Here is an 18,489-nt window from a genome sequence, read left to right on the forward strand (position 1 = left end):
GACGGGAGCTGGAACAGGGGTCTGGTCACGGTTCTGTACGGCGGCCCGGACGGGTTCGACGGCCACTGGATCCGCAGGCCACCGGTCGGCTGTACGGCCCCGAACGGGCGCCGCTGCTACGCGTGGGGTCGGCAGGTGGCTGCGGGTGACCTCGACGCCGACGGCAGGACCGACCTGCTCTTCGCCGACGATGACGGCACGCGGGTCCAATCCTGGATGCCCCAGGGAGTCACCGAGATCGAGTACCACGGCAATAATCCCACCCTCAACCCCGTGGGGTTGACGCTGGGTCAGTTCGACGACCAGCCGGGAGGCGACATCGTCGGCGCATGGGGTAACGGCAACTATCAGTCCGTTGTCGGCGGCTGGTACAACAGGGACGTATCGACGATCACCCGGGGGTTCGGCTTCCCGGACAGCGATGTCTCGGTCAAGTCGGCCGCCACCGGGGACGTCGACGGCGACGGCAAGCTGGAGATGTCGGTCATCGCCAGCAGGCGCTACAACGGCAAGGAATCCGCCTACCTGTGGCTCATCGACAACACCAGGCAACAACCCCTGAGCATCAGCGACAAGGCCTGGGGCTGGGACGCCCTCTGCAAGCCGGACACCAGGGACTTCCTGGGCTGCCCGCGACTCGACTCCCGGGTGGCGATGGGCGACGTCGACGGCAACGGCCATCTCGACGTGGTCATGACCACCCCGAGCACCCGCTCCCTGCAGGTCTGGTACGGCTCGGCCTCCGGTCCTGCCAGCCATCCCGGTTTCTCCGCACACGACCTCGACTGGTTCGACCCCGACCCCCTGGTCGGCCGCGGCCTGGCGGTGGGCGACGTCAACGGTGACGGCGCTGCCGAGATCGCCATCGGCGCTCCCGATGCCACCGTTTCCGGCCAGCACAGAGCGGGCGCGATCGTGCTGATCCCGGGTTCCGCAGGCCCCACCCGCGGCCCGGTGCTCGCGAACGCCCAGCTCATCACCCAGGACGGCATCGGCCCCGTCTCGGCGCCGAACCCCACCCCAGCCGCGGCCGCGCTCCCCGACCCGATCGGTGAGCAGTCCGAGGCCGGTGACCGCTTCGGCGAGGAGATCAGGATCATCGACATCACCGGTGACGGCAAGGGCGAGGTCATCATCGGCGTCCCCGACAAGAACAGCAAAGCCGGCATGCTGGCCGTCCTGCGCGGCTCGGCCACCGGCGTCTCGACCACCGCCGCCCAGGTGGTCCACCCCCGCCAGATCGGCCTCGCACCGGGCTACATCACGTTCGGCATGGTCATGACGTCTTGAGAACCGGCGATGTCCACGACCCCTTCCTGGGCCACGACGGATATGCAGGTTGACTGCGCGAAGCGTGGCCGCGGTCCGGGGGTCAGAGACAGGCATCCGCGCTAAACGATCAGCTCTGTCGATGAGGTCGAGGGCGGGGTGTCGGCTTCGAGCACCGTCTGACCGTCCGGGTCGGCGGTGCGCCCGCCCGCGGAGGGTTCGTGGGCAGGCGCGGCGGCTGGTTCGGTGCCGCTGGACAGGTCGTGTTGGGTGAACATGTCGATGAGCAGCCTGATGGGCAGGTTCGCCTCGGCTGGATGGCGGAAGTGCTGGTCGGGGTTGACCCGATAGTGATTGCGGCGGCCCGCCTTCTCACGGGTGACGTAGCCGGTCTGGTGCAGGTCGGACACGATGCCTTGAACGGCGCGTTCGGTGATGCCGATGCTGGCGGCGATGTCGCGCAGCCGTGCGTGCGGGTTTCGGGCGATCTCCGTCAGGACGCGTGCGTGGTGGGTCAGGAAAGTCCAGGCGGACCGGTCGTCAGAGCTACTCACTTTCCGTCTTTCCGGCCAGAAGTCGGGAGGCCCGGGCGTTCGGGCTGGGGCATGGAACCGCTTCTATCATAAGAGCCATACCGGAAGAAGGTTTCCGGTATGCGGCTTCTTCTATTACGCTGTGGCGCGAACATCAACTGCACAGCAGTGTCAGGAGGTCTTCGATGGCTGCCATTACGCACCAGTGCGCTGGTATCAGCGCGCAACTCCCGTCAGCGCAGACCCCGACAGCACAAGCTTCGACAGTGCAGGCGAGGGCCCTGGACCGGCCGCCCCTTGCCGCGTCGCGCGCCCGGTACCGCCCTCGCACCCCGACCCCCATGACGACCTCCGCTGACATCCCCGGCAGCACGCCCGAACTCTGGTCCGGCGAGTACGTCGTGGCGGTGCTCTACCTCGATGACCACTTGCGCATCACCTACACCCCGCAACCAGCCTCGGCCGCCGTCCGCCTCATCGGCGAACTCGACGGGGCCAACCACCGGGCAGCGGCTGACACTCTTCGCCGTGCCGGCCGAGACGACGACCCGCTCCTCATCGACTGTGAACACCTTGACTTCGTCGACGTGGCCGGCCTTCGCATGTTGATCGACCTATGCCGCGACGGCCGGGCCCGTATCGACAACCCTCCGGCCCAGCTGCTGCGGCTGCTGCATCTGACCGGCCTTGTTCTGCCCTGACCACGATCTGCGCCCCGGAATGCCGGCAGTGCTGCCGTCCAATAGTTGAGTCTTGAGTGGCGGCGGGGTGGTGGGGGGTCTGCGCGGCCGCCTGGTCGTGGCCAAGGCGCAGCTCATGGTGGACGAATGCCCGCCGCGTGACCAGGGCCGCCACAGCCCGCTCATCCGTCCTGGTCCAGGGCGGATGCCGCCTCGGCCACTGTGGCGTAGCAACCGAAGACCCGATCCAGGCCGGTGAGGCGGAGAACCTGTGTGACCCTGTCGTGCACGCCGGCCAGCACCAGCGGCCTGCCGTTCGCCGCCAGGCGATGCCGGGCACTGATCAGCGCGCTCAGTCCGGTGGAGTCGCAGAAGGTCAGCTCCGACAGGTCCGCGATCACGCCCGACGGGTGCGGCGCCGTCTCGGTCAGCACCTGGGCGAACGCGTCTTCAGCCAGCGGCTGGGTGTGCAGGTCCAGCTCACCCTTCAGGGCCACCACGACAGCCGAGCGATCGCGGCGCACGGTGACGCGCAGCAACTCCCCCGGTCCACCCCCCAGGCCCACGATCACCACCCCCTCCCAGGCACTGCCCTGGCACGAGCAGGAAGAACGCGCCCCTGTGTGCCGGGTCATGCTCCTCCAAGGCCGGAAGGCGGCTGTCGGCAAGAAGATGCCTCGGCGGGTGCCCCCGCACGATTGACGCCCTGCCAGGGGGTAGCCCGCTAGAACCACATGCCGGCGGCGAGCCGGCGATGCGGGAGGCGCATGCGAGCGAAGACGGGGCGCCATCGCCGTGTTCTACAGCCTTCGGGCGGACCAGCGGGGGAAGGGCTTGATCGTGATGAGGGAACAGCGTGCCGGGTCCTGGCCCATCACCGATGACCTGCCTGCGCAGCGCGAGCAGGTCCACCGGCACGCTGCCCGCGCCGGCCTGCGCGGCCAGCGCCTGGACGACCTCGTCCTCGCCTTCAGCGAGGCTGCCAGCAACGTGCTCGAGCACGCCCACGGGCGCGGCAGCGTCACCGTGTGGCACTCGCTCACCGACGTCGTCGTCGAAGTGACCGACCACCTCGGCCGTCTGAGTCCTGGACACCGCCCCCGGCCGCCGCTTCATGCCCGGAGCGGCTATGGCCTGTGGCTCATGGGTCGGCTGTGCGACGAACTCGTCATCGCCCAGGGCGTCGGCCGCTCCTCCGTCCGCCTGCGCATGCGCACCGGCGACGACGCCGACCTACGCCGCTGATCACCACCGTCCGCGAGGGCGGCCGGTCCCTACTCGGTGGCGAAGGCGTCGGCGAGCGCGTCCTGCACACTGGCGTAGATCGACAGATGACACTCCAGGCCGGCGATGTGCAGCAGCCGGGCCGGACCGGGCCGCAGCGCCGCCAGGCGCAGGCTGCCGCCGTGCTGGGCGCTGTAGGAGTGGGTGGTGAGCATCACCCGTAGTCCGCTGCTGTCCATGAAGGACAGCTCGGTAAGGTCGAGCACCACATGCTCTTCTGGCCGACGGCGGACCTGGCGGATGAAGCCGTCCAACTGGCCGCTGGTGATCGTGTCCAGTTGCCCGGCCACGGTGATCAGCGTGACGCCGGGAAGGTGCTGGCAGCCGAGCACGAGAGGCTTCACCGCCCCACCATAACCCGGTGATCAAGAGCAGATGTCGAGGGTTACGGGGCACTGAAGGGGTGCGCGCGAGATGCCGGGGGCGACGATGGCGTCGTGTAGGTCGGCGGAGAGCGTGATGTCCGCGCGTGGCCTCGGCCTTGCGCCGCTCCGCCTCCGCCACCTCGCCCAACTTCACCGGTTTGGGCGGCTTCGGCGAGCGCGAACACCGAAATCTCTCGCTGAGTTCACCGCTGGCTCCCGCCGTGAGACGGCCGATGAGGGTCGGCGTGTATGTGCGTACGCATCCCTTGCGGGTCGAACAGGATGAGAAGCTCGACAACGCCGCCGTCGGCACTGCCCAGCCAGTGCGGCAAGGACGTGTCGAACTCGGCTGCCTCACCGGCCGGCAACGTCAGGTCGCGCTCGCCGAGGATGAGCCGCAGGCGTCCGTTCAGCACGTACAGCCACTCGAAGCCGTCGTGGGTCTGCGGGATCGGTACGGGCGGTTCCAGCTGGGCAGGGATGATCATTTTGAACGCCTGTACCCCGCCCGGTCGCCGGGACAGCGGCACGAAGGTCATCCCGAACCTCCGGATCGGCGTGAGGTGGATCCGGGGGTCGCCGGTGCGCGGGGCGCCTACGAGGTCGTCCAGCGGAACGTTGTAAGTGCGGGCCAGCGGCAGCAGCAACTCCAAGGTCGCCCGGCGCTGACCGCTCTCCAGCCGGGACAGTGTGCTCTCCGACACGCCGGTTGTCGTGGCGAGGTCGGCGAGGGTGATGCCGCGGTGACGACGCAGCGCACGAAGTCGCGGCCCCACTGCGGCGAGTACCTCGTCCATTTCATGTTCCACGGCGCCATCTTGCCAGAACCGCAAGATTTCGTGCCAGATCGGTGCGCGTCTGGCCAGACTGAGCGGACACCGACGGAAGGAGCCTCGATGAAGACCGGCGATGCGGTCATGTTCTGGGACGGCGTGTACGCGGCGCGACCGGCGGCCACCGATCCACGGCCGAATGTCCGTCTCACCGAGACGGTCACGGGACTGCCGCCCGGCGACGCGCTGGACCTCGGATGCGGCGCCGGCGGTGACGCGCTGTGGCTCGCCGGACAGGGGTGGCACGTCACCGCCGCCGACATCTCGGCCGTGGCGGTCGAGCGGCTCGCGGCACTCGCCGACGCACACGGCCTGGGCGATCGCGTGACCGCCGTGCGGCACGACCTACGCAGCTCTTTCCCGGACGGCGAGTTCGACCTGATCTGCGCCCACTATCTGCACACCCCCTTCGACCTGGACAGAGCGGCCGTCCTGCGCTCGGCCGCGCACGCGTTGCGCCCGGATGGGCGCCTGCTGATCGTCGACCACGGTTCGACCGCGCCGTGGTCGTGGAACCAGGATCCCGACGTCCGGTATCCGAGCCCGCGGGAGGTGGCGGCGGGTATCGGTCTGGACGCGGCGACGTGGATGGTCGAGCGGGCCGACGCACCCCGCAGGCTCGCGACCGGGCCGGGCGGGCGCACCGCCGAGGTCACCGACCATGTGCTGCTCATCCGCCGCAGCGCCTGAGACGGCGAACAGCGCCGCCCCCACCCCACGAAGAGAGGAGAGCACTATGCCTGACACCGTGCGCCGCCGCGACACTCCGCCGCCCCGGACCGGGAGCAGCGAGGCTGAGGTCCTGCGCGGATTCCTCGGCTACCTCCGGGCCTCGGTCGCCGCGAAGGTCGAGGGTGCGCCCGAACCGGAGGTGCGAACGGCCGCGGTGCCGTCGGGCACGAACCTGCTCGGCCTGCTCAACCACCTGACGTTCGTCGAACGCTCGATGTTCCTCGGGGACGGCGTCACCGACTGGCAGGCGACGTTCCGTGCCGCACCAGAGGACAGCGTGGCCGACGTCGTCGCCCGCTACCGCGAGACGGTCGAGCGTGCGAACGACGTGCTCGACGGGTGCCCCGACCTCGGCGCGCCGGTCCCTCGATCGCAGCCGAACCGCCCCGCCCCCAGCATCCGCTGGGCACTCACCCACATGATCGAGGAGACCGGCCGCCACGCGGGCCACGCGGACATCCTCCGCGAACTGATCGACGGCACGACCGGACGCTGACCCCACGCCTTCTCCAGGACAGGAACACATGAAGACCGCAACCCTGCCGTTGTCGCGCCGCCTTCTCCGATCCGCGCGCACGGTGGCGACCATCATGCTCACCCTTCTGCTCACGATGGGCACCGCAGCCTGTTCCACGCCGACCGCGACGAACGTCGCCCCCTACGCCGTCGTCACCCAGGACGACCCGGAGTTCAAGAAAACCTTCCGACACGAGTTCGCCGATGTCGACGGCGTCCGCATGCACTACGTGACCGGAGGCAGCGGCACACCGGTGGTGCTGATCCACGGGTGGCCCCAGACCTGGTACGGCTGGTGGCCGATCATGCCGGCACTCGCCGAACACCACACCGTCTACGCTGTCGACCTTCCGGGACTGGGCGACAGCAACGGCTCACCGACCGGCTACGACAAGGCCACCCTGGCGCGGTACGTGCACACGTTGATCGCCGACCGGCTCAAGATCCGGGACGCCGCCGTCGTCGGCCACGATTTCGGCGCCGCAGTGGCATTCCAGTACGCCAGCCAATTCCCCGGCGACACCGCACGCCTCGGCTACTTCGACCTGCCGCTGGCCGGGCCCGCGATCGATGCGTCCACATACCGCTCACTGAGCTGGCACATCGCCTTCCACTCCCAGCGATGGGTCCCCGAGGCGGTCGTAGGCGACGACGTCCGCGAGTACCTGGCACTGTTCTACCCTCAGGTCTCCTTCGCCGGAACGGCGTTCGGTGGGACCTCAGATCGGTCCCCGTTCACCGACACCGAGATCAACGAGTACGCACGGACCTACAGCCGGCCGGAGGTCCTGTCGGGCGGTTTCGAGCTCTATCGCGCCCTCGACAAGGACGTCCGCGACACCGCGGCAGCGGCACCGGTAGGTGTCCCGACGCTGCTCATGACCGCCCAGGGACAGCTCGACGGGATCCGCTCCACCGTGGCCCCGCGCATGACCAAGATCGTACGCGCGGTGGACGTGCCGCACGCAGGGCACTGGCTCGTCGAGGAGAACCCTCGGTTCGTCACCGCGGAGCTGGTGCGTTTCCTTGACGGGAACAGGTAGCAGGGGACGCGAGGACCGTCACTACCGCTGATGTCTGCACCCGACCTCCCCGAAGGCCAGCAGGGCTTGACCTTGCCCTCAAGGGCAAGGTTTAAGGTTTCCCCAGGTGAATGCAGATGAAGATCAGTGAACTCGCACGCAAGGCGGGAGTGAGCACCAAGGCGGTTCGCTACTACGAATCGTTGGGACTGGTCACCCCGGTCAGGCTCGACAACGGCTATCGCGACTACTCGGCGGACGACCTCCGGCGGGTCCGCGAGATCCGTGCGCTCACCCGGCTGGGCATCTCGGCGGATCAGACACGGCCGTTCCTGGAATGCCTGGACGTCGGTCATGAGCACGCCGATGACTGTCCCTCGTCGCTGGCCGGGTATCGCGCCGCGATCGACGAGCTGACCATGAGGATCGACGCTCTCACCGAGCGCAGGACCGAACTGATCGCCCGGCTGCGAAGCGCCGCCGCCCGTAACTTCCCCATCTCCCCACGTGACCTGGAGCAGCCAAAGATGACCAATCTGGACGAACTCCCTACAGACCTCCCCGTTCCCCAGGACGACGGAGCCGCCCGTCACCTACCGGGGACGGCGTTGCCGGAGATCACGCTGCCCAGCACCGGCGGCGACCCGGTCCGGCTCCACGCCCTGGAAGAGGGCCGTCATGTCCTGTACGTCTTTCCGCTCATCGGCACCCCGGACGTCGACCTGCCCCAAGGCTGGGACAACATCCCCGGAGCCCGCGGCTGCACCCCCGAGGCCTGCGATTTCCGTGACCACTACGAGGATCTCACTGCCGCCGGCGCGGTCAGCGTGCACGGGATGTCCATCCAGACCACCGACTATCTGCAAGGAGTCGTGGATCGGCTGCGGCTTCCCTACGCCATGCTCTCCGACGCCGAATTCCGGCTCGCCAAGGCACTCCGGCTGCCGACCTTCCAAGCCGATGGAGAGCACTTCTACCGGCGGCTGACGCTCATCATCCGCGGCGGGAAGATCGAGCACGTCTTCTACCCGATCTTCCCACCGAACGAGCACGCCCAGCAGGTTCTCGCCTGGCTGAAGAACAACCCCGCCTGATCGGTTTCCGGCCCCACAGGATCGGTCGAGACAGCACCGTCAGCCAGAGTCGATCGCAGTCGGTGTGCGGGCGGCTGCCGCTCGTGCGTGACGCGCTAACCCGACAGCCGCGCCCGTGCGGCGCGGTCGACGAGCTCGGCGAACTCCTCCGCCGACGTGGCGAACCCCAAGGTGCCACGCTTCGGATCGGTGACCACGAAGTGGAGCCAGGGGCCCGCGGCCGGGTGGAGGGCGGCCTTGAGCGCGGCCTCACCCGGGTTGCAGATGGGCCCCGGAGGCAGACCGCGATGGCGGTAGGTGTTGTACGGCGAACGCAGCTTCAGGTCCTCGGTCGTGACGTCGCCGCGGTACCTGCCGAGGCCGTAGAGGACGGTGCTGTCGAGCTGCAGCCGCAGGCCGCGGGCCAGGCGGTTGTGGATGACACGGGCCACCTTCGGCATGTCGGCCTCGGTGGGCGATTCGGCCTGGACGAGGCTGGCGATGATGACGACGTCCAAGGGGGCGCGTCGGGAGGCCAGGCCGAGCTCGTCCGCCGTCTCGCGGAACCTGGCCACCGTCTCGGCCAGGATCGCGGCGGGGGTGGCGGAGTCGGCGAAACTGTACGTGCCGGGGTGGGCGAAGCCCTCCAGCCTGCCCTTGGCGTACGGAGGCAGGCCCAGTGCCCGGCCGTCCTCGGCGGCCCGCGCGAACGACTTCGCGGGCTCGCCGGTCGCGCGGGAGAGGTTGTCGAACAAGCGGGCGACCCGCCATCCCTCATCGATGGTCATCTTGTGCGTCCGTTCAGGCTCGGGACGCGCGGCCACGGGTGCCTCCTGGCGACCTGCCTCGGGCGAGAGGGTCCTGACGGCGATCGTGCCGCCCAAGGCCAGGGCGACGACGGTGACCGCGGCCGCCAGGGCGGCGCCCCTCCGGCGGGCAGGACGGTTCGGGAGGAAGCGGGCCGGGGGCGGCGGCACCTGCTCGTCCGCCATGTCGGCGAGAGTCTCACGCAGCAGGTTCTCGACGTTCAACGGAGCTCCCTCACAGTGCTCAGTTCGGGGGCGGACTTCTTCAGCCGCTCCAGCGATCGGTAGATCTGGCTGCGGACCGAGCCCACCCGCACGCCCAGCGGGCGCGCGATCTCGGTCTCCGACTTGTCCTCGAAGTAGCGCAGGACGAGCATGGTCCGCTGCCGGGGCGTCAGCCGGGACAGCGCCGCCCGCATCGTCACGCGCAGGTCCGCCGCCTCGGCGTGCCCGTCGCCGGCCCGGTCGAGCCGCTCGTCCGTGCTCACCTCCACGACCCGCGACCGGCGGCGCCACCGGCTCACCTGCTCGTGGTACATGGTGCGGCGGACGTATCCCTCGATGGCCTCGGCGTCGCGCAGGCCGCGCCACCGCGCGGCCGTCTTCGCCAGGGCCGACTGGACGAGGTCCTCGGCGGCGTGCCGGTCGCCGGTCAGCAGGTACGCCGTGCGGAACAGCGCACTCGACCTGTCGATGACGAACTGCCGCAGAGCCGCCTCAAAGCCTGGATCCACCCGTCCTCCTCTTGATGTCACCCACCAAGGACGAGCGGGCGCCACGGAACTATGCCGGATGCCGGAAAATGTCAGGCGCCGCGCGCTGGCCTTCTGAACCTTCACCCGCGCCTCGCCCTCCGGTGGCGACCAGGACTTCGAGGTGGAGATCCAGGTGGAAACCTGTGCACCGGGTGGGCTTAGCGTCAACCGAAGCCGAGAACGTCGTCCACGTGACCGCGTTCATGGCCGTTCCCGGAGGAGCGGCGGTTCGGGAAGGGGTTCCATCATGCCCAAATACCTCATTCAGGCGAGCTACACCGTGGACGGCCTCAAGGGGGTGCTCCGGGAAGGAGGCACCGGACGGCGCCAGGCGGTGGAGCGCATGGCCGAGAGTCTCGGGGGCCGCGTCGAGCAGATGTACTACGCGTTCGGCGAGAGCGACGTCTACGTCATCGTCGACCTGCCCGGCAACGTCGCTTCGGCCGCGTTGGGCCTCAGGGTGTCGGCGGCGGGCGGAGCACGCACGAAGACGGTCGTCCTCCTGACGTCGGAGGAGATCGACGAGGCCGTCAGGCAGGAGGTGGAGTACCGGGCTCCCGGAACCTGACGACGGCAGCCCGCCGAGGCGGGCGGCGATCAACCCTGCGGAGCGATCTCGATGGCGGCCTCCTTCTGGCCGGCGAACTCCAGCAGCCGCCTGGCCTCCGCCATGACCTCGTCGGGCAGTGCGCCGAAGGGCTGGATCCGCAGGCCCGTCCTGGTCAGCCACCACATCCCGGCGACGAAGCCGTCGACCAGGATCACCGGGTGGGTCACCGAGCCCACGCACACCTGCCTGCGGTGCTCGTCGGCCATCAGCCTGGTGCGGTCGTCGTAGGCGAGCACGAGATTGTCGAAGTACGGCAGCAGCCGCACCGGCGCGGGCGTGTCCTCGTCGGCGAGCTCGGCGTCGGGCAGGTCGTACAGGACGCGCCCCTCCTCGTCGGTGTAGCGGCGCAGCGGCATTCCCTCGACGACCTCGCGCAGCCTGCTCAGCCCCGACCACATCTGGACGTCCTTGACGCCGGCGGGGCCGAAGGCGGCAAGGTACCGCTCGACCAGCCGTTCGGGCGTGAGCGTGGTCTCCAGCGGCCTGCCGATCCACTCCTCGGCCAGGGTGAACGGCGTGGCCCCTCCCCTGCCCCAGATGCCGTTGGGCGGGGTGTGCACCACCGCCAGCAACGACTGGGCCAGCCAGCCGAGCGCGAGCGCGTCCGCCTCGGGCCAGCGCTCTGCCAGCAGGTCGCGCAGCTGAGGGCGGGTCAGCGTGCGGCCGGTCAGATGCCGCCTGGCCAGCGCCGCCAGCTCGTCCCTGTCCACGCCCTCGGTCACCTTGGCGAAGGCGCTCTGGCTCGCCCTGCTGAACCTGGCCTGCATGAGGGGGCGCACCCACACGTAGTCGTCGGCGGCGGTCAGGTGCTGGGTGGCGCGCAGCAGGGAGCCGCGCACGACCTGCCCGCCGTACAGCAGGTCGGACAGGTCGTCGTGGGCGAAGCCCGACAGCCGCGACCACAGCCCGAGGTAGGGCGCGTTGATCTCCTGGCCCTGCACCGCGACCAGCCTGCGGATCGCCTCGATCGGCGACATCGTGGAGCGGCGCAGCAGGAGCTGCCGGTGGAGTGCGGTGCGGTTGAGAGTCCTGCGCGTCAGCTTCATGAGACCAACGCTACGGCCCAATGCGGAAGGCTTCGTTCCGCAATTCGTCGAGCGCGTCGCGAAGCCTGCCGGTGATCTCCCACGCGTCGGGGATCATGGTGCGGTCGGTGACGACGCCGACGTCCAGCGAGCCGTCGTAGGAGAAGCAGGTGATGTTGACGCCGCCGCTCACGTCGGTGATCACCGAGACCGGGTAGTGCGTCAGCAGCCTGGCCCCGCACACGTAGAGCGGGAACTGCGGGCCCGGCACGTTGGAGATGGCCACGTTGATGGGCGGCGAGGTCTGCCCCACCAGGCCGAAGGCCGAACGCGAGGCCAGGCCCATCAGCGCGGCGGGCATCGACTCGCTGAACTCCCTCAGCCAGCGGGCGGGGGCCAGCGAGAACCTGTCCTTGATGCGCTGCATGGAGACGCGCACCTCCTCCAGGCGCTGGACCGGGTCCTCGACGTCGACGGCGAGCGGCGCCGTCATGATCGTGACCTGGTTGCCCCTGCGCGCCTCCCCCACCTCGCGCACCGAGAACGGCACGCCCGCCACCAGCGGCCGGTCGGGCACCCCGCCGTGCGCGGCCAGCCACTGGCGCAGCGCTCCCGCGCACACCGCCATGACCACGTCGTTGACCGTCACCCCGAACGCCTTGCGGACCTCCTTGATCTCCTCCAGCGGAAGCGACACGAAGGCGAAGCGCCGATGCGCGGAGATGGGGCCGCTGAAGGGGGTGCGCGGCGCGGGCAGCGCGGGCAGTCCGGGCGCGTCGCCCGCGCCCGCCACCCTGCGCGCCAGCCCCGAGACCAGCTCCACGCCCGGCACCTTCGACACCACGGGGATCTCGTCCAGGTGCGGCACCGCCCTGGCCGCGAACCGTACCGCCTGGGCGGGGTTGGCGGCCAGCCTGGTCAGCGCCCTGCCCACCATCGCGGTCCTGCTCGGAGCCGGTTCGTCCGGCTCGGGCTCGCCCTCGGGCGGCGGCGCGGGTGTGGGCGACAGGTCGAGCAGCGCCGCCAGCACGTCCGCGCCGCCGACCCCGTCGACCGCAGCGTGATGGATCTTGGTGTAGAGGCCCATGCGGCCGTCGCCCAGGCCGTGGATCAGGTAGATCTCCCACAGCGGCCTGCCTCTGTCGAGCCTGCGCGCGTGCAGGCGCGAGACCTGCTCGGCCAGCTGTCTGTCGTCGCCTGGCGGCGGCAGCCCGATCTCCCTCACGTGGTAGTCGAGGTCGAGGTCGTCCTCCCTGATCCAGTAGGGGTGGTCGAGACCCAGGGGCACGGGGGCCAGCTTGCGCCGTAGCGCGGCCACGTGCGGCAGGCGCTGTTCCAGCAGCGCCTGCAGGTCCGATCTGTTGAGGTCGCCGTCGAGGATGGCGAGGCCTGCGATGTTGGCCACGTTGGTCGCCGTCTCGAAGTGGAGGAACTGGGCGTCTAGAGCGGTCAGCTGCGCCATGACAGGAAATTTACTCGGCTTCGGGTTTGCTGCAGAGGGCATGAGTAGCACAGCTGCCAGACTGCTGGTCCGGGCGCTGGAGGCGGAGGGCGTGAAGTACGTCTTCGGCATCCCGGGTGAGGAAAACATCCACTTCGTCGACGCGGTGAACGACTCCTCCATCCGCTACGTCCTCGTCCGCCACGAGCAGGGCGCGGCGTTCATGGCCGAGATGTACGGCAGGCTGACCGGCAAGGCGGGCGTGGCCTCGGCCACCCTCGGCCCGGGAGCGATCAACCTGCAGCTGGGCGTCGCCGACGCCACCACCAACAGCACCCCCGTCGTGGCCATCTCGGCGCAGGTGGGGCTCGACCGCATCTACAAGGAGTCGCACCAGATCGTCGACCTGGTGTCGCTGTTCAGGCCCATCACCAAGTGGGCCGAGCTGGTGCCGACGGCCGCCGCGGTGCCCGAGATGCTGCGCAAAGCCTTCAAGATCGCCCAGACCGAGCGTCCTGGCGCGGTGTACCTGGCGATCCCCGAGGACGTCGAGAAGGCGCCCGTCCCCGACGACGCGCGCCCGCTGCCGGTGAACGTGGTGCGGCCCGTCGACCCCTCCCCCGCCCAGATCGCCCGCGCCGCCGACCTGCTGGCCACGGCCAGGCGGCCGATCGTGCTGGCCGGTCACGGCGCGGCCAGGGCGGGGGCCCGCGACGCGCTGGTGCGCTTCTCCGAGCACCTGGGCATCCCCGTGGCCACCACCTTCAACGGCAAGGGCGTCTTCCCCGACGACCACAGGCATGCGCTCGGCGCCTTCGGCTTCATGCGGCACGACCACGTGAACTTCGCCTTCGACGAGGCCGACGTGCTGATCAGCGTGGGCTACGAGCTGCAGGAGTTCGACCCCGTCAAGATCAACCCTGACCGGTCGAAGAAGATCGTCCACATCCACCAGTTCCCCGCGGAGGTCGACGAGCACTACCCGGTGGCCGTCGGCGTCCAGGGCGACCTGTCGAGGTCGCTGCACGCGCTCGGCGAGGCCGTCCACCGGCGTTTCACGCTCAGCCCGACCGTGGAGAAGGTCCGCACGCTCATCAGGGAGGAGTTCGCCCGGGGACAGGGTGAGGACGGCTTCCCGCTGACGCCGCGCAGGGTCGTGGCCGACATCAGGCAGGCGATGGAGCGTGACGACATCGTGCTGGCCGACACGGGCGCGGTGAAGATGTGGATGTCGCGCATGTACCCGACCTACGAGCCCAACACCATGCTGGTCTCCAACGGCCTGTCGTCCATGGGGTTCGCGGTGCCGGGGGCCATCGCCGCCAAACTCGCCTTCCCCTCCCGCAGGGTGCTGGCCGCCACGGGCGACGGCGCGTTCCTGATGAACTCGCAGGAGCTGGAGACCGCCGTGCGCGAGCGGATCCCGATCACGGTGCTGATCTGGGAGGACGGCGCCTACGGGCTCATCGACTGGAAGATGGGCCTGGAGCTCGGACGCAGCTCCAGCATCGCCTTCGGCAACCCCGACTTCGTCAGGTACGCCGAGAGCTTCGGCGCCAGGGGCCATCGGGTGCGGACGGCGGAGGAGCTGCTGCCGACGCTGCGCGAGGCGCTGGCCTACGAAGGGGTGTCGGTGATCACCGTCCCTGTCGACTACTCCGCCAACCTGGCCCTGACGGAGACGCTCTCCCACGTCCTGGAGTCCTAGGATCGGCGGGATGGACGTGCCCGCCGTACCCGCCGCCGAGCCGCGGCTGCCCGCGATCGCCGAGGCGCCCGCCACCGACCCCTACCACGTCTACCTCGACTCACTGGCCAGCGCCGAGTCGAGGAGGACGATGCGAGGGTGTCTCGATCGCATCGCGAGGGTGCTGACCGGCGACGAGGCGGTCACGGGGGCGGGCATGCCGTGGCACCTGCTGCGCTACGAGCACACCGTGCGCATCAGGACGGTGCTCACTGAACAGGGCTGGTCGCCCGCCTACGTCAACAAGCACCTGGTGGCGCTGCGGCGGGTGCTGAAGGAGGCCTGGCGGCTCGGCCAGATCAGCGCCGAGGAGTACGCCCGCGCCGCCGACCTGGCGCCCGTCACCCACACCAGGCTGCCCACGGGCCAGCACGTCCCGCCGGAGGTGGTGGGCGCGGCGCTGTCGGCGTGCGACGACTCCCCCGCGGGGCTGCGCGACGCCGCGCTGATCGCGACCCTCTACTCCACCGGCTGCAGGCGCGCGGAGATCGCGGGGCTGGCCCTGACCGACTACGACCCCGCCGCGCGGTCGCTGCGGGTGCGCGGCAAGCGCGACAAGGAGCGCATGGTCTACCTGACCGGCGACGCGATCGGGCTGCTCGAGCGGTGGCTGGCGATCAGAGGCCGTACGGCCGGCGCGCTGTTCTGCCCGATCAGCAGGGCGGGACGGCTGCGCACGCGCGACGGGCGACTGGTGCCGCTGACCGGGCAGGGCATCGCCGACATCCTCGCCAGGCGGCTGGGCGAGGCGGGCGCCTCGCCACGGACCGCGCACGACTTCAGGCGCACCTTCATCGGCGAGCTGCTGGACGCGGGGGTGGACCTCGCGACCGCTCAGGCGCTGGTCGGGCACTCCTCGCCCGCGACGACCGCCCGCTACGACCGCAGGCCGGAGAACACCAGGCGCGAGGCGGTCGACAGGCTCAGACTCCCCGAGGCCAGACCGCTGCGCTGACGCAGACCACGCGCCGGAAGATTTTCCTCCTCGTTGTCGAAATGGCCGCCGCTCCCGCGTCATGGCAGTGACACCATCACACAGGAGGGACTGTCATGAAATATCTGTTGCTGGTCACCGGCGAGGAACGCACCTGGGCGGAAGCGGGTCCGCAGGAGCGCAAGGAGGTCTACGCGCGCTGGGGCGCCTTCACCAGGATGCTGGAGGAGCGCGGCGCCAACCTGGGCGGCCAGGAGCTGGCCCACTCCTCCACCGCCACCACGATCAGGAAGAACGGCGAGCAGGTGCTGGTCACCGACGGCCCCTACGCCGAGACGGTCGAGCAGATCTCGGGCTACGTGCTCGTCGAGGCCGCCGACCTCGAGGAGGCCGTCGAGTTCGCCACCGCCATGCCCTCCGACGGCGTCGAGATCAGGAGGATCACGACATGAAGTACGCGATGCTGATCTACGGCGACGACAAGCTCTGGGAGCAGGCCACGCCGGAGCAGGCCGAGCAGACCCAGGCCGCGCACGAGCGCTTCATCGCGATGCTGAGCGAGCGCGGCGCCTTCCTCGGCGGCGACGCCCTCGCAGGCTCGCGCGAGACGGTGAGCCTGCGCAAGAAGGACGGTCACGTGCTGCGCACCGACGGCCCCTACGTGGAGACCGTCGAGCACCTCGGCGGCTTCTACCTCATCGAGGCGGAGAACCTGGACGAGGCCATCGGCTACGCCAAGGCCTGCCCCGAGCAGATCGTCGAAGTGCGACCTGTCGTTGAGTATCAGGAATGACGCGGTCGAGCAGGCGTACCGGGAGCACTGGGCGCGCCTGCTCGCCCTCCTGACCGCCGAACTGCGCGACCTGGACCTGGCCGAGGAGTCGTTGCAGGACGCCTTCGCCACGGCCGTCTCCTCCTGGCCGCCGGTCCCCGCCAACCCGCCGGCCTGGCTGCTGACGGCCGCGCGCCGCCGCGCCGTCGACCGGCTGCGCCGTACGGCGGTGGCCACCCGCAAGCTGCCGCTGCTCGTGGTCGAGGAGCAGCCCGCGCACGACGACCGGCTGCGGCTGATCTTCACCTGCTGCCACCCCGCGCTGTCCATGGAGGCGCGGGTGGCGCTGACCCTGCGTTGCGTGGGCGGTCTGACCACCCGGCAGATCGCCAGGATGTTCCTGGTCGGCGAGGCGACCATGGCCGCCAGGATCACCCGCGCCAAGAAGAAGATCAGCCAGGCCGGCATCCCCTTCAGGGTGCCCGCCGGACCCGAGCTGCGCGAACGGCTCGACGGCGTGCTGGCCGTCCTCTATCTGATCTTCACCGAGGGTTACGCGGCCACCGAGGGCGACGCGCTGATCCGCGACGAGACGGCGAGCGAGGCGATCACGCTGGCCCGCATGCTGGTCTCGCTGCTGCCCGACGACAGCGAGGTGAGGGCGCTGCAGGCGCTGATGATGCTGCACCACGCGCGCCGCCACGCCCGCGTCGGCTCGGACGGCCGCCTGGTCACCCTCGCCGAGCAGGACCGCTCGCTGTGGCGGCACCAGGAGATCGAGGAGGCGCTCGCGCTGCTGGCCCCAGGCCCGCCCGGCCCCTACCTGCTCCAGGCCGCCATCGCCGCCGAGCACGCCTCCGCCGCCCGGGCGCAGGACACCGACTGGACGGCCATCGCCGCCCTGTACGGCATGCTCGAGGAGCTGACCGGCTCGGCCGTCGTGCGGCTCAACCACGCCGTCGCCGTCGCCGAGGCGTCAGGGCCCGAGGCGGGCCTGGCCATGCTCGAAGGGCTGGAGGCCGAGCTGCCCCACCACCACCTGCTGCCCGCCACCCGCGCCGAGCTCCTGCGCAGGCTGGGCAGGACGGAGGAGGCGGTGACCGAGTACGGCAGGGCGCTGGCCCTGGTCGGCACGCAGCAGGAGCGGGAGTTCCTGCTGTCGAGGCGCACCCAGACCGAGCGCGGGCTGCGCCCGTGAGATCCTGGCCACCGTGCCCCCACTCCACACCCCCCGCCCGGGTCCCGCCCTTCCCTCACCTGCGGGCGGCGTCATGGGCGAGGCCGGCGAGCTGCTGCCCTTCGACCTGCTGAAGGCTCAGGTGACGGCCAACCTCGCGCTGCTGCGGCCGGTGAGCGTGCCGGTCGGCGACGGGCTGCGCAGGGCGGCGGTGGCCGTGTGCGTGCTGCGCGACGGCGAGCGCCCGCCGTACACGATCGTGATCAAGCGGGCCGCACGCGGGCGCAACGCGGGGCAGTGGGCGCTGCCGGGCGGGCGGCTCGAGGACGGCGAGCAGGCGACGGAGGGGGCGCTGCGCGAGCTGGCCGAGGAGACGGCGGTCACCGGCATGGAGGTGGCGGGCGTGCTGGACGACTACGTCACCGACTCGGGCTTCGTGATCACCCCGGTGGTGGCCTTCGGCGGGCCTGCCGACCCGCGCCCCGACGCCAGGGAGGTGGCCTCGGTCCACAGGGTGCCGCTCGACCGGCTGCTGGCCCCCGGCGTGCCGCGCTGGAACCAGGGACTGCTGCAGATGCCGCTCGGTCCTGGCATCGTGATACACGCCCCGACGGGCGCGATTTTGTGGCAGTTCGCCGAAGTCGCCCTCAGGGGGCGTGAGCTGCGCGTTTCCGGCGTCAGCCAGCCCCACTGGACGAGAACCTGACCCACTCTTGGGGCAGGATGGAATAGCCACCGCCCGATGTCCGTTAGAGTCAGCAAGGCCGCTGTGGTCTGTGTCCCCCGGGCCGCAAATTACCGCCTTCACGGAATACCGTTCGGCTGGAGCCGTGTTGTGCACCTCGCCGAGGAGGCGACCGCCACAGCGGCCTTGAGCCTCACGAACGGCGCCCCACCCACCCGGTGGGGGCCGCT

General features: G+C 70.2%; 22 protein-coding genes. 14 read left to right on the top strand and 8 right to left on the bottom strand.

The features are described 5' to 3' along the window. Window positions 1–135: 135 nt before the first annotated feature. Complete coding sequence (locus tag ABFX50_RS33290) at window positions 136–1,290, top strand: FG-GAP and VCBS repeat-containing protein (protein WP_346152013.1); 1,155 nt, start codon at window positions 136–138, stop codon at window positions 1,288–1,290. A gap of 101 nt (window positions 1,291–1,391) precedes the next feature. On the opposite strand, the gene ABFX50_RS33295 is transcribed toward ABFX50_RS33290, so the two are convergent. Next, window positions 1,392–1,823 (bottom strand): helix-turn-helix transcriptional regulator, encoded by a 432-nt coding sequence (locus ABFX50_RS33295; protein WP_346152015.1) that lies wholly within the window; start codon window positions 1,821–1,823, stop codon window positions 1,392–1,394. Window positions 1,824–2,143: 320 nt separating this feature from the next. Between ABFX50_RS33295 and ABFX50_RS33300 the strand changes: the two genes are divergently transcribed. Beyond that, a complete protein-coding gene (locus ABFX50_RS33300) occupies window positions 2,144–2,503 on the top strand; it encodes an STAS domain-containing protein (RefSeq protein WP_346152017.1) in 360 nt (119 codons plus the stop codon). A 161-nt stretch (window positions 2,504–2,664) separates the two neighbouring features. Here the strand turns inward: ABFX50_RS33300 and ABFX50_RS33305 are convergent, their stop codons facing one another. Next, window positions 2,665–3,054, bottom strand: a complete 390-nt coding sequence (locus tag ABFX50_RS33305; RefSeq protein ID WP_346152019.1) for an STAS domain-containing protein — start codon at window positions 3,052–3,054, stop codon at window positions 2,665–2,667. Between the two features lie 271 nt (window positions 3,055–3,325). On the opposite strand from ABFX50_RS33305, the gene ABFX50_RS33310 reads away from it, so the two are divergent. Further along, window positions 3,326–3,727, top strand: coding sequence for an ATP-binding protein (locus ABFX50_RS33310; protein WP_346152021.1), 402 nt, complete (start codon window positions 3,326–3,328; stop codon window positions 3,725–3,727). Between the two features lie 29 nt (window positions 3,728–3,756). Here ABFX50_RS33310 and ABFX50_RS33315 read toward each other — a convergent pair whose 3' ends face one another. Together ABFX50_RS33315 and ABFX50_RS33320 are read right to left on the bottom strand one after the other, a co-directional pair. Beyond that, window positions 3,757–4,110: an STAS domain-containing protein gene (locus tag ABFX50_RS33315; RefSeq protein WP_346152023.1), complete on the bottom strand. Its 354-nt coding sequence runs from the start codon at window positions 4,108–4,110 to the stop codon at window positions 3,757–3,759. Between the two features lie 224 nt (window positions 4,111–4,334). Continuing rightward, window positions 4,335–4,928 carry a helix-turn-helix domain-containing protein gene (locus ABFX50_RS33320; protein WP_379506783.1) on the bottom strand — a complete coding sequence of 198 codons (594 nt, stop codon included), beginning with the start codon at window positions 4,926–4,928 and terminating at the stop codon, window positions 4,335–4,337. 99 nt (window positions 4,929–5,027) lie between these two features. Between ABFX50_RS33320 and ABFX50_RS33325 the strand changes: the two genes are divergently transcribed. From ABFX50_RS33325 to ABFX50_RS33340, 4 genes are all read left to right on the top strand, one after another. After that, the gene (locus ABFX50_RS33325) at window positions 5,028–5,654 is read left to right on the top strand and encodes an SAM-dependent methyltransferase (protein ID WP_346152025.1); all 627 of its coding nucleotides are present in this window, start codon (window positions 5,028–5,030) and stop codon (window positions 5,652–5,654) included. A gap of 46 nt (window positions 5,655–5,700) precedes the next feature. Beyond that, the gene (locus ABFX50_RS33330; RefSeq protein WP_346152027.1) at window positions 5,701–6,192 is read left to right on the top strand and encodes a DinB family protein; all 492 of its coding nucleotides are present in this window, start codon (window positions 5,701–5,703) and stop codon (window positions 6,190–6,192) included. Window positions 6,193–6,220: 28 nt separating this feature from the next. Beyond that, window positions 6,221–7,255: an alpha/beta fold hydrolase gene (locus ABFX50_RS33335; RefSeq protein ID WP_346152029.1), complete on the top strand. Its 1,035-nt coding sequence runs from the start codon at window positions 6,221–6,223 to the stop codon at window positions 7,253–7,255. A gap of 116 nt (window positions 7,256–7,371) precedes the next feature. Then, window positions 7,372–8,328: a MerR family transcriptional regulator gene (locus ABFX50_RS33340; protein WP_346152030.1), complete on the top strand. Its 957-nt coding sequence runs from the start codon at window positions 7,372–7,374 to the stop codon at window positions 8,326–8,328. Between the two features lie 95 nt (window positions 8,329–8,423). On the opposite strand, the gene mltG is transcribed toward ABFX50_RS33340, so the two are convergent. After that, on the bottom strand, window positions 8,424–9,338 hold the full coding sequence (gene mltG, locus ABFX50_RS33345; RefSeq protein WP_346152032.1) for an endolytic transglycosylase MltG: 915 nt from the start codon (window positions 9,336–9,338) through the stop codon (window positions 8,424–8,426). Beyond that, a complete protein-coding gene (locus ABFX50_RS33350) occupies window positions 9,335–9,847 on the bottom strand; it encodes a SigE family RNA polymerase sigma factor (protein ID WP_346152034.1) in 513 nt (170 codons plus the stop codon). Before ABFX50_RS33350 ends, mltG begins: the two co-directional genes overlap by 4 nt. 268 nt (window positions 9,848–10,115) lie before the next feature. Here ABFX50_RS33350 and ABFX50_RS33355 point away from each other — a divergent pair, with 268 nt between their 5' ends. Continuing rightward, window positions 10,116–10,436 carry a GYD domain-containing protein gene (locus ABFX50_RS33355; RefSeq protein WP_346152035.1) on the top strand — a complete coding sequence of 107 codons (321 nt, stop codon included), beginning with the start codon at window positions 10,116–10,118 and terminating at the stop codon, window positions 10,434–10,436. 29 nt (window positions 10,437–10,465) lie between these two features. On the opposite strand, the gene ABFX50_RS33360 is transcribed toward ABFX50_RS33355, so the two are convergent. Continuing rightward, window positions 10,466–11,524 (bottom strand): winged helix DNA-binding domain-containing protein, encoded by a 1,059-nt coding sequence (locus tag ABFX50_RS33360; RefSeq protein ID WP_346152037.1) that lies wholly within the window; start codon window positions 11,522–11,524, stop codon window positions 10,466–10,468. A 10-nt stretch (window positions 11,525–11,534) separates the two neighbouring features. Then, window positions 11,535–12,965: a WS/DGAT/MGAT family O-acyltransferase gene (locus tag ABFX50_RS33365; RefSeq protein WP_346152039.1), complete on the bottom strand. Its 1,431-nt coding sequence runs from the start codon at window positions 12,963–12,965 to the stop codon at window positions 11,535–11,537. Window positions 12,966–13,005: 40 nt separating this feature from the next. Here ABFX50_RS33365 and ABFX50_RS33370 point away from each other — a divergent pair, with 40 nt between their 5' ends. The 6 genes from ABFX50_RS33370 to ABFX50_RS33395 all read left to right on the top strand — a co-directional run bounded on the left by ABFX50_RS33370 (window position 13,006) and on the right by ABFX50_RS33395 (window position 18,280). Further along, on the top strand, window positions 13,006–14,652 hold the full coding sequence (locus ABFX50_RS33370; RefSeq protein ID WP_346152041.1) for an acetolactate synthase large subunit: 1,647 nt from the start codon (window positions 13,006–13,008) through the stop codon (window positions 14,650–14,652). A gap of 10 nt (window positions 14,653–14,662) precedes the next feature. Continuing rightward, the gene (locus ABFX50_RS33375) at window positions 14,663–15,646 is read left to right on the top strand and encodes a tyrosine-type recombinase/integrase (protein ID WP_346152043.1); all 984 of its coding nucleotides are present in this window, start codon (window positions 14,663–14,665) and stop codon (window positions 15,644–15,646) included. Window positions 15,647–15,741: 95 nt separating this feature from the next. Beyond that, window positions 15,742–16,077: a YciI family protein gene (locus ABFX50_RS33380; protein WP_183660971.1), complete on the top strand. Its 336-nt coding sequence runs from the start codon at window positions 15,742–15,744 to the stop codon at window positions 16,075–16,077. After that, complete coding sequence (locus ABFX50_RS33385) at window positions 16,074–16,418, top strand: YciI family protein (protein ID WP_346152045.1); 345 nt, start codon at window positions 16,074–16,076, stop codon at window positions 16,416–16,418. The genes ABFX50_RS33380 and ABFX50_RS33385 overlap by 4 nt, the downstream gene beginning before the upstream one ends. After that, window positions 16,402–17,595, top strand: coding sequence for an RNA polymerase sigma factor (locus tag ABFX50_RS33390; protein ID WP_346152047.1), 1,194 nt, complete (start codon window positions 16,402–16,404; stop codon window positions 17,593–17,595). The genes ABFX50_RS33385 and ABFX50_RS33390 overlap by 17 nt, the downstream gene beginning before the upstream one ends. A 13-nt stretch (window positions 17,596–17,608) precedes the next feature. Further along, window positions 17,609–18,280, top strand: coding sequence for an NUDIX hydrolase (locus ABFX50_RS33395; protein ID WP_346152049.1), 672 nt, complete (start codon window positions 17,609–17,611; stop codon window positions 18,278–18,280). Window positions 18,281–18,489 lie beyond the last annotated feature (209 nt).

Source organism: Nonomuraea recticatena (assembly GCF_039533245.1).
GTDB lineage: Bacteria > Actinomycetota > Actinomycetes > Streptosporangiales > Streptosporangiaceae > Nonomuraea > Nonomuraea roseola.

Bases quoted from the DNA above. Each gene is read 5' to 3' on its own strand.
- ABFX50_RS33340 (WP_346152030.1), top strand. From the start codon at position 7,372: ATGAAGATCAGTGAACTCGCACGCAAGGCGGGAGTGAGCACCAAGGCG.
- ABFX50_RS33380 (WP_183660971.1), top strand. From the start codon at position 15,742: ATGAAATATCTGTTGCTGGTCACCGGCGAGGAACGCACCTGGGCGGAA.
- ABFX50_RS33360 (WP_346152037.1), bottom strand. From the start codon at position 11,524: ATGAAGCTGACGCGCAGGACTCTCAACCGCACCGCACTCCACCGGCAG.
- ABFX50_RS33335 (WP_346152029.1), top strand. From the start codon at position 6,221: ATGAAGACCGCAACCCTGCCGTTGTCGCGCCGCCTTCTCCGATCCGCG.
- ABFX50_RS33365 (WP_346152039.1), bottom strand. From the start codon at position 12,965: ATGGCGCAGCTGACCGCTCTAGACGCCCAGTTCCTCCACTTCGAGACG.
- ABFX50_RS33375 (WP_346152043.1), top strand. From the start codon at position 14,663: ATGGACGTGCCCGCCGTACCCGCCGCCGAGCCGCGGCTGCCCGCGATC.
- ABFX50_RS33325 (WP_346152025.1), top strand. From the start codon at position 5,028: ATGAAGACCGGCGATGCGGTCATGTTCTGGGACGGCGTGTACGCGGCG.
- ABFX50_RS33385 (WP_346152045.1), top strand. From the start codon at position 16,074: ATGAAGTACGCGATGCTGATCTACGGCGACGACAAGCTCTGGGAGCAG.
- ABFX50_RS33370 (WP_346152041.1), top strand. From the start codon at position 13,006: ATGAGTAGCACAGCTGCCAGACTGCTGGTCCGGGCGCTGGAGGCGGAG.
- ABFX50_RS33310 (WP_346152021.1), top strand. From the start codon at position 3,326: ATGAGGGAACAGCGTGCCGGGTCCTGGCCCATCACCGATGACCTGCCT.
- ABFX50_RS33300 (WP_346152017.1), top strand. From the start codon at position 2,144: ATGACGACCTCCGCTGACATCCCCGGCAGCACGCCCGAACTCTGGTCC.
- ABFX50_RS33330 (WP_346152027.1), top strand. From the start codon at position 5,701: ATGCCTGACACCGTGCGCCGCCGCGACACTCCGCCGCCCCGGACCGGG.
- ABFX50_RS33320 (WP_379506783.1), bottom strand. From the start codon at position 4,928: ATGGACGAGGTACTCGCCGCAGTGGGGCCGCGACTTCGTGCGCTGCGT.
- ABFX50_RS33355 (WP_346152035.1), top strand. From the start codon at position 10,116: ATGCCCAAATACCTCATTCAGGCGAGCTACACCGTGGACGGCCTCAAG.